General features: G+C 73.6%; 6 protein-coding genes and 1 pseudogene. 6 read left to right on the top strand and 1 reads right to left on the bottom strand.

Translation table 11 applies throughout. The features are described from left to right. Positions 1 to 89 precede the first annotated feature (89 nt). A pseudogene (locus ACZ7BZ_RS37190) lies at positions 90 to 629 on the top strand (IS630 family transposase); the annotation flags it as partial. Between the two features lie 48 nt (positions 630 to 677). Here ACZ7BZ_RS37190 and ACZ7BZ_RS37185 read toward each other — a convergent pair. Beyond that, a complete protein-coding gene (locus ACZ7BZ_RS37185; protein WP_470362235.1) occupies positions 678 to 1904 on the bottom strand; it encodes an AI-2E family transporter in 1227 nt (408 codons plus the stop codon). 363 nt (positions 1905 to 2267) lie between these two features. Between ACZ7BZ_RS37185 and ACZ7BZ_RS37180 the strand changes: the two genes are divergently transcribed. From ACZ7BZ_RS37180 to ACZ7BZ_RS37160, 5 genes are all read left to right on the top strand, one after another. Beyond that, a complete protein-coding gene (locus tag ACZ7BZ_RS37180; RefSeq protein WP_470362234.1) occupies positions 2268 to 2720 on the top strand; it encodes an STAS domain-containing protein in 453 nt (150 codons plus the stop codon). 11 nt (positions 2721 to 2731) lie between these two features. Further along, complete coding sequence (locus ACZ7BZ_RS37175; protein WP_470362233.1) at positions 2732 to 3193, top strand: ATP-binding protein; 462 nt, start codon at positions 2732 to 2734, stop codon at positions 3191 to 3193. A 127-nt stretch (positions 3194 to 3320) separates the two neighbouring features. After that, positions 3321 to 3701: an STAS domain-containing protein gene (locus ACZ7BZ_RS37170; protein ID WP_470362232.1), complete on the top strand. Its 381-nt coding sequence runs from the start codon at positions 3321 to 3323 to the stop codon at positions 3699 to 3701. A 52-nt stretch (positions 3702 to 3753) separates the two neighbouring features. Next, a complete protein-coding gene (locus tag ACZ7BZ_RS37165) occupies positions 3754 to 4125 on the top strand; it encodes a hypothetical protein (protein WP_470362231.1) in 372 nt (123 codons plus the stop codon). A 147-nt stretch (positions 4126 to 4272) separates the two neighbouring features. After that, on the top strand, positions 4273 to 7461 hold the full coding sequence (locus tag ACZ7BZ_RS37160; RefSeq protein ID WP_470362230.1) for a HAMP domain-containing protein: 3189 nt from the start codon (positions 4273 to 4275) through the stop codon (positions 7459 to 7461). The last annotated feature ends 15 nt before the right edge of the window (positions 7462 to 7476 follow it).

The raw sequence follows: 7476 nt of genomic DNA, 5'->3' as shown, positions 1-7476 counted from the left end.
GCCCTACCTCTATGCGTCCGCCGACCGGCGATCACCCGAACGAGACTCCCGTTCGATCGACACGTCCCACGAGCGGTACGACAACGGCTTCTCAGATCCAGGCGCTGGACCGTTCGCAGCCGGTGCTGCCGATGATGCCCGGCGTCCCGGAACGGGCCGGCCACGACTACGTGCGCGCGGGCACCACGACTCTGTTCGCCGCACTGGACGCGACCAGCGGCAAGGTCATCGGCTCGCTCCACCGCCGGCACCGCACCGCCGAGTTCAAGGGGTTCCTCGCCAAGCTCGACCGGGAGATCCAGGCCGGCCTGGAAGTACACCTGATCCTGGACAACGACGCCACCCACAAGACCGAGACGATCAAGCAGTGGCTGCTCGCCCATCCCCGCTTTCAACTGCACTTCACCCCGACCGGCTCGTCCTGGCTGAACCTGGTCGAGCGGTGGTTCGCCGAGCTGACCAACAAGAAGCTCCGCCGCGGCGTCCACCGCTCCGTCCAAGCCCTCGAACGCGACATCCGTGCCTGGGCCGCCGACTGGAACGACAACCCCCGCCCCTACGTCTGGACGAAAACCGCCGACCAGGTCCTCGAATCCCTCGCTGGCTACATCCGACGGATCAAGGACTCGGACACTAGGCGGTGGCCTTCTCGACCCTGCCTGGCCCTGCTCCGGGCGTCAGCGGTCGCGCGGGGAGCGGCGCGGGTGGTCGCCCGCCGCCGGGGCATCGCCCCCGGATCCCGGGTGCCCCCGCGCGCGGCGGTCCCGCAGTTCGTCGCGGTGGTCCCGCAGTGCGTTGAGCACCGCCCAGGCCACCGACACCACGGGCACCGCGACCACCGCGCCCAGCACTCCGGCCAGTACGGCGCCGCCGATCACCGACAGGGCCACCGCCACCGGGTGGATGCGCACCGACCAGCCCAGCACCAGCGGATGCAGCAGATGCCCCTCGATCTGGCCGATCACCACGATCAGGGCCAGCACCAGCAGCGCCACCACCGGCCCGCGCGCCGCGAGCGCCACCAGCGCGGCGACCGCAAGGGCGATCGGGGAGCCGATCAGCGGCACCAGCGCGGCCACGAACTCCAGCACCATCAGCGGCAGCACCAGCGGCACCCGTAGGACGGCCAGCGCGATGCCGACCAGCACCGCGTTGGTCGCCGCCACGATCAGCACCCCGCGGGTGTAGCCCGCGAAGGTCTGCCAGGCGGCCTGGCCGGCCCGGCTCCAGGCGGGGCGGGCCCGGGACGGGAGCTGGTGCTGCGCCCAGGCCCACATCCGCTCGCCGGAGTGCAGGAAGAACACCGAGCAGAACACCGAGAGTGCCAGGCCGGTGACCAGCTCGACGGCCCGGCCGGCCCCGCTGAGCGCCGTGGTCAGCAGCGCCGAGCGGTGCGCCGAGACGAACGAGCCGAGCTTCGCCCGCAGGTCCGTGACGGTGCCGGGCCGCAGGTGGAAGGGGGCGCGGGTGAGCCAGTGGTCGATCCGGCCGAGGCCGCCGCGCAGTTCGTCGCCGATCTGGGTCCACTGGTCGGCGACGTTCGTGCCGACCAGCGCCAGGACCCCGCCGACCAGCGCGGCAGCGCACACGAAGGCCACCAGCACGGCCAGCGACCGGGGCAGTGCCCGGGCGAGCAGGTCGACCAGCGGGCGCAGCACCGAGGTGATCACCAGCGCCACGAACAGCGCGATCACCGGCACCTCCAGCTGGCCGAGCACCTGGACGGCCAGGTAGGCGGCCACCCCGAGCAGCCCCAGCCGCCAGATGTACCCGGCGGCGGTGCGCAGCCCGGCCGGGACGCGCTCAGGGGGCGCGGCCGGACGGGCCCGGCGCAGGGCCACCCGGGGCGGGCGGCTGCCGAGCGGCCGGGGGCGTCGGACCGGTCCGGGGCCGTTCACGCCCATGGGTCGGCCCCCCGCGGTCGGCGGGGCGCGGTCAGGGCGCGGGATGCGGGTCGCGGCACGGCGGTCTCAGCCGGGGGTCTCGTGCGGTACCGACCGGTCCTCGGGCGCGGGCCGGCCGCGGGTCGGGTCCTGGTCGCTCATGGGGCTCGCCTCCCGCTTCCTCGGCCTGCGCCTCCGGAAGCCTCTCGGACGGAAGTCCTGCCCCCAGCGTCTCTCCGGCCGCGGGGCTCGTACACCTCGGCGCGGGATTCCCGCGGGCGGCCGTCCGGGTGGTTCCGAGGGCCGTCCGGGCGGTCCCGGCCGCCGCGCGGCATGATGGTCGGTACGGCAGCCCTGCCGTACCGACCGGACCGGGAGCGCGCGATGTCAGGGCCAACCGAGGTCCCCAGCGAGGGCGAGCAGTGGAGCACAGGCCTGCACGTGGCGGCCGAGGACCGGGCGTCGGAGCGGATCGTCACGGTGGCCGGGGAGCTGGACCACGACTCGGCGGACGGGCTGCGCACCGTACTGGCCCGGCCGCTGCGGGACGGGGTCCGCCGGATCGTGGTCGACCTAGCCGAGCTGCGGTTCTGCGACTCCACCGGGCTGAACATCCTGCTGCGGGCCCGGATCGAGGCGGAGGCGGCCGGGCGGACCCTGGAGGTCGTGCGGCCGCGCCCCATCGTGGCCCGGCTGTTCGAGGTCACCGGTGCCGACACCGTGCTGCGGATCCGGGCCGACCGCGACCCCGACTCCGACCCTGGCCCCGACCCGGACCCCGATCCCGGCCCCGCACCGGGGGCCGTCGCCGAGCCCCCCGCCCCCGGCCGGGAGTGAGGGGCCACGCGGTGTTCCCGCCGAACGGTACCCCCGCGGCGGGCCCGGGACGGGCCAGGCGGCTGGCGTTCGCGGGCGGCGAGGGCGCGGTGCAGCGCAGCCGGGAGTTCAGCCAGGCGGCGCTGCGGTCCTGGGGGTGGCTGCCCGCCGACGACGAGGAGCAGCTGGCGGTGACGGAGGACGTCCTGCTGATGGTGTCGGAGCTGGTCACCAACGCGTGTCTGCACGCGCCGGGCGGCCCGCGGGAGCTGCGGCTGGACTGGGACGGCGCCCGGCTGCGGGTGGAGGTCGCGGACGCCAGCCCGGTGCCGCCGATGCTGCGGCTGGCCGCGGACCCCGCCCGGCCGGGCGGTCACGGGCTGCGGGTGGTGGACCGGCTGGCCCGGGCCTGGGGGTCGGTGCCCGAGGACGGCGGCAAGCTGGTCTGGCTGGAGGTGCCGTCCCCGCTGGACCGAACGGCTTCCGGCCGCTGACCGCTCCGGCCTACCGGAAACGGTCGACATCGCCTCCGGTGTTTCCCGGGCTCGGCAGTGGACAGGCGCGCTGCGGGGGCCGTCGGGGGAGACCGGCGTCGGGGGAACGACCACAAGGAGGAGCGCCATGGTGGGCCGGCAGCCGAAGGGCCGGGGCCCGGTATCCGAGCGCCTCGGTGAGCCCGGGGTCCTCCTGGCGCACGCCTCGCCGTGGGCCGAGGGCACCGTGATCGCCCTGTACGGCGAACTCGACCTCGACTCGGTCGCCGAGCTGAACGCCGTCCTCGAACCGGCCCTGGCCGAGCCCGCCACCGTCGTCGTGATCGACTGCGCCGGGCTGGAGTTCTGCGACTCGACCGGGCTCAACGCGCTGTTCCACGCCCGGGCCCGGGCGGCGGCCGACGACAGCCGGATCGAACTGGCCCGCCCCCGGCCACTGGTGCTGCGGATGCTCGAACTCACCGGCGCCACCGACGCCTTCCGGGTGCGGGACACCGTCCCCGGCTGACCGGGCCGACAGCGTGCGGGAGCGGAAGCGTGGGGGCGGAAGGGAGCGGAGGATGGTCAGCTTGCTGGTCGACGGTGGCGACCTGGTCGTCCGGCTGGCGTGGTGGGAACGCCTGGTGGCCCGCCGCCGGGAGGTCCGGGCGCCGCTGGAGGCCGTCACGGCGGTGGAGGTCCAGCCGGACCGCTGGCGGGCGCTGCGCGGACTGCGGGACACCGGGCTGGCCGTCCCCGGCGCACTCTGCCTGGGCGTGTGGCGGCACAAGGACGGACGCGACTTCGTCGCGCTGCACGGGCACCGGCACGCCGTGCTGTGCGTGCGGCTGCGCCCGCCCGCGCCCTTCGCCGGGATCGCCGTGGACACGGACGACCCGCCGCGGACCGCCGCCGAGCTGCGGATGGTCCGGGGGCTCGCCGCTCCCCCCTGATCCCGGGCGCGCCGATCCGGGGCGGGCCGGCACCGGCTGACGCCCCCGGCCTCCGGTGGCACAGTGGGAGCAGGGCGGTGGCCCCGCCGCCCCAGGCCGGTGTGGTGCCCTGGCGGCACCCGGCTGTGCGATCCGGACGGTGGACCGATGGACGAGCACCCTGTGAACGGGCTTGCCGAACAGTCGCTGAGGCAACTGCTCGCCGGGCTCACGGCGGTTCGCGACGGCGACTTCCGCACCCGGCTGGACCCGGACCGGCCGGGTGTGCTGGGGGAGATCGCCACGGTCTTCAACGGGATGTCCGAACAGCTGGCCCGGGTCACCTCCGAACTGACCAGGGTGGCCCGCGAGGTCGGCACCGAGGGCCGGCTCGGCGGGCAGGCCCAGGCACCGGACGCCACCGGGACGTGGAAGGACCTCACCGACTCCGTCAACGCGATGGCCGGCAACCTGACCGGCCAGGTCCGGGCGATCGCGCGGGTGGCCACCGCTGTCGCCGGGGGCGACCTCACCCAGAAGATCCGGGTGGACGCGCGCGGCGAGATCCTGGACCTCAAGGAGACCCTCAACACGATGGTCGACCAGCTCTCCGCCTTCGCCGACGAGGTGACCAGGGTGGCGGGCGAGGTCGGCACGGCCGGGAACCTGGGGGGGCAGGCCACCGTGCGGGGCGTCTCGGGCACCTGGAAGGACCTCACCGACAACGTCAACGTGATGGCCTCCAACCTCACCGGGCAGGTCCGTTCGATGTCCGAGGTGGCGACCGCGGTGGCGCGCGGGGACCTCTCCAAGAAGATCACGGTGGAGGCCAAGGGCGAGGTCGCGGCGCTCGCGGCCGCGATCAACACCATGGTGGACACCCTGTCGGTGTTCGCCGACGAGGTGACGCGAGTGGCCCGCGAGGTCGGCACCGAGGGCATCCTGGGCGGCCAGGCCCGGCTGCCGAACGTCGCCGGGACGTGGAAGGACCTCACCGACAGCGTCAACTTCATGGCGCACAACCTGACCAGCCAGGTGCGCAACATCGCCCAGGTGACCACGGCCGTCGCCGGGGGGGACCTCACCCGCAAGATCGACGTGGACGCGCGCGGCGAGATCCTGGAGCTGAAGACCACCGTCAACACCATGGTGGAGCAACTGAGTTCCTTCGCCGCCGAGGTGACCAGGGTGGCCCGGGAGGTCGGCACCGAGGGGCGGCTCGGCGGTCAGGCCGAGGTGGAAGGGGTCTCCGGGACGTGGAAGCGGCTCACCGAGACCGTCAACGAGCTGGCCGGCAACCTCACCCGGCAGGTCCGGGCGATCGCCGAGGTCACCAGCGCCGTCGCGGCCGGCGACCTCACCCGCTCGATCAGCGTGGACGCCTCCGGCGAGGTCGCCGAACTCAAGGACAACATCAACGACATGGTGGAGTCCCTGCGCGAGACCATCCAGGCCAACCAGGAGCAGGACTGGCTGAAGACCAACCTGGCCCGCTTCTCCGCCGCCGTCCAGAGCCGCCGGGACATCACGGCCGTCGCCGAGATGATCACCGACGAGCTGACCCCGTTGGTCGGTGCCCAGTACGGGGCCTTCTTCCTGGCGGAGGAGACCGAGGGCGGCACCGAACTGGCCCGGATCAGCGCCTACGGCCGGGCTCGCAGCGAACTCGCCGATCAGCGGGTGAAGTTGGGCGAGTCGCTGGTGGGCCAGGCGGCGCGCAGCCGGCGGATCATCACCGTGGACGAGCTGCCGCCCGGCTACGCCGTCATAGCCTCCGGGGCCGGCGCCGCCGACGCCCGCTCGCTCGTCCTGCTGCCCATCGCCCTGGAGGAATGGTTGCTCGGTGTGCTGGAGTTCGCCTCCGTCCACCCCTTCACCGAGGTCCACCTGGACTTCCTGGCGCAGTTCGCCGAGGCCTGCGGCGTCAACATCGGCAACCTGCTGGCCAATGCGCGCACCGACGAACTGCTCGGCGAGTCACAGCGGCTCACCGGCGAACTCCGGGCCCGGTCCGAGGAGTTGCAGACCGGGCAGGAGGAGCTGCGGCGCTCCAACGCCGAACTGGAGGAGCAGGCCGCGCTGCTCGCCCAGCGCAACCGCGACATCGAGGCGAAGAACCTGGAGATCGAGCAGGCTCGCCAGGAACTGGAGGAACGGGCACGGCAGTTGAGCCTCACCTCGATGTACAAGTCGGAGTTCCTGGCCAACATGAGCCACGAACTGCGGACCCCGCTGAACAGCCTGCTGATCCTCGCTCAGCTGCTCGCCCAGAACTCCGCCGGCAACCTCACCGCCAAACAGGTCGAGTACGCGGGCGTCATCCACTCGGCCGGCACCGACCTGCTCCAGCTGATCAACGACATCCTCGACCTGTCCAAGATCGAGGCGGGAAAGATGGAGCTGACCCCCGAACCCTTCGCCGTGCGCGAGCTGTTGGAGTACGTCGAGTCCGGGTTCCGGCCGCTCGCCGACCAGAAGGGCCTCGGTTTCGAGGTCACCGTCGACCGGGCCGTGCCGGACGAACTCGTCACCGACCAGGCCAGGCTGCGCCAGGTGCTGCGCAACCTGCTCTCCAACGCCGTCAAGTTCACCGACAGCGGCCGGGTGGAGCTGCGGATCCAGCGCGTCGAGGGGCCGCGGCTGCCGCCCGAACTCGGCCGGGCGGAGGCCGCGGTGGCCTTCCACATCGAGGACACCGGCATCGGCATCGACCCCGCCCAGCTGGACACCATCTTCGGCGCCTTCCAGCAGGCCGACGGCACCACCGGCCGCCGCTACGGCGGCACCGGCCTCGGCCTGTCGATCAGCCGGGAGCTCGCCCGGCTGCTCGGCGGAGCCCTCACCGTCAGCTCCACCGCCGGGCAGGGCAGCCGCTTCTCGTTCCACCTGCCGCTCACCGAACCCGAACGTCTGGACGGCGCACCGGAGCGCCGACCGGGCGCCCCCGGCCCCGGGGCCGCCGCCCCCGCGGACCGCCGGCTGGCCGGGCGCACCGTCCTGATCGTCGACGACGACGTGCGCAACGTCTTCGCGCTGGCCTCCGCCCTGGAGGAGAGCGGACTGACCGTGCTGCACGCGCCCGACGGCGCGACCGGGCTCGACCTGCTGCGCGCCCACCCCGAGACCGACCTCGTCCTGATGGACGTGATGATGCCCGGCCTCGACGGCTACGCCGCGATCGCCGCCATCCGCGCCGACGAACGCTTCGCCCGCCTGCCGGTCATCGCCGTCACCGCCAAGGCCATGCCCGGCGACAAGGACAAGAGCCTGGCGGCGGGCGCCGACGACCACGTCACCAAGCCCGTCGACACGGGCCGGCTGCTCGACCGGGTGCGCGACTGGCTGGACGGGACATGACCACCGGCCCGGACC

Source organism: Kitasatospora sp. NPDC036934 (genome assembly GCF_055608425.1).
This window is presented reverse-complemented; position numbering and strand designations above follow the sequence as displayed.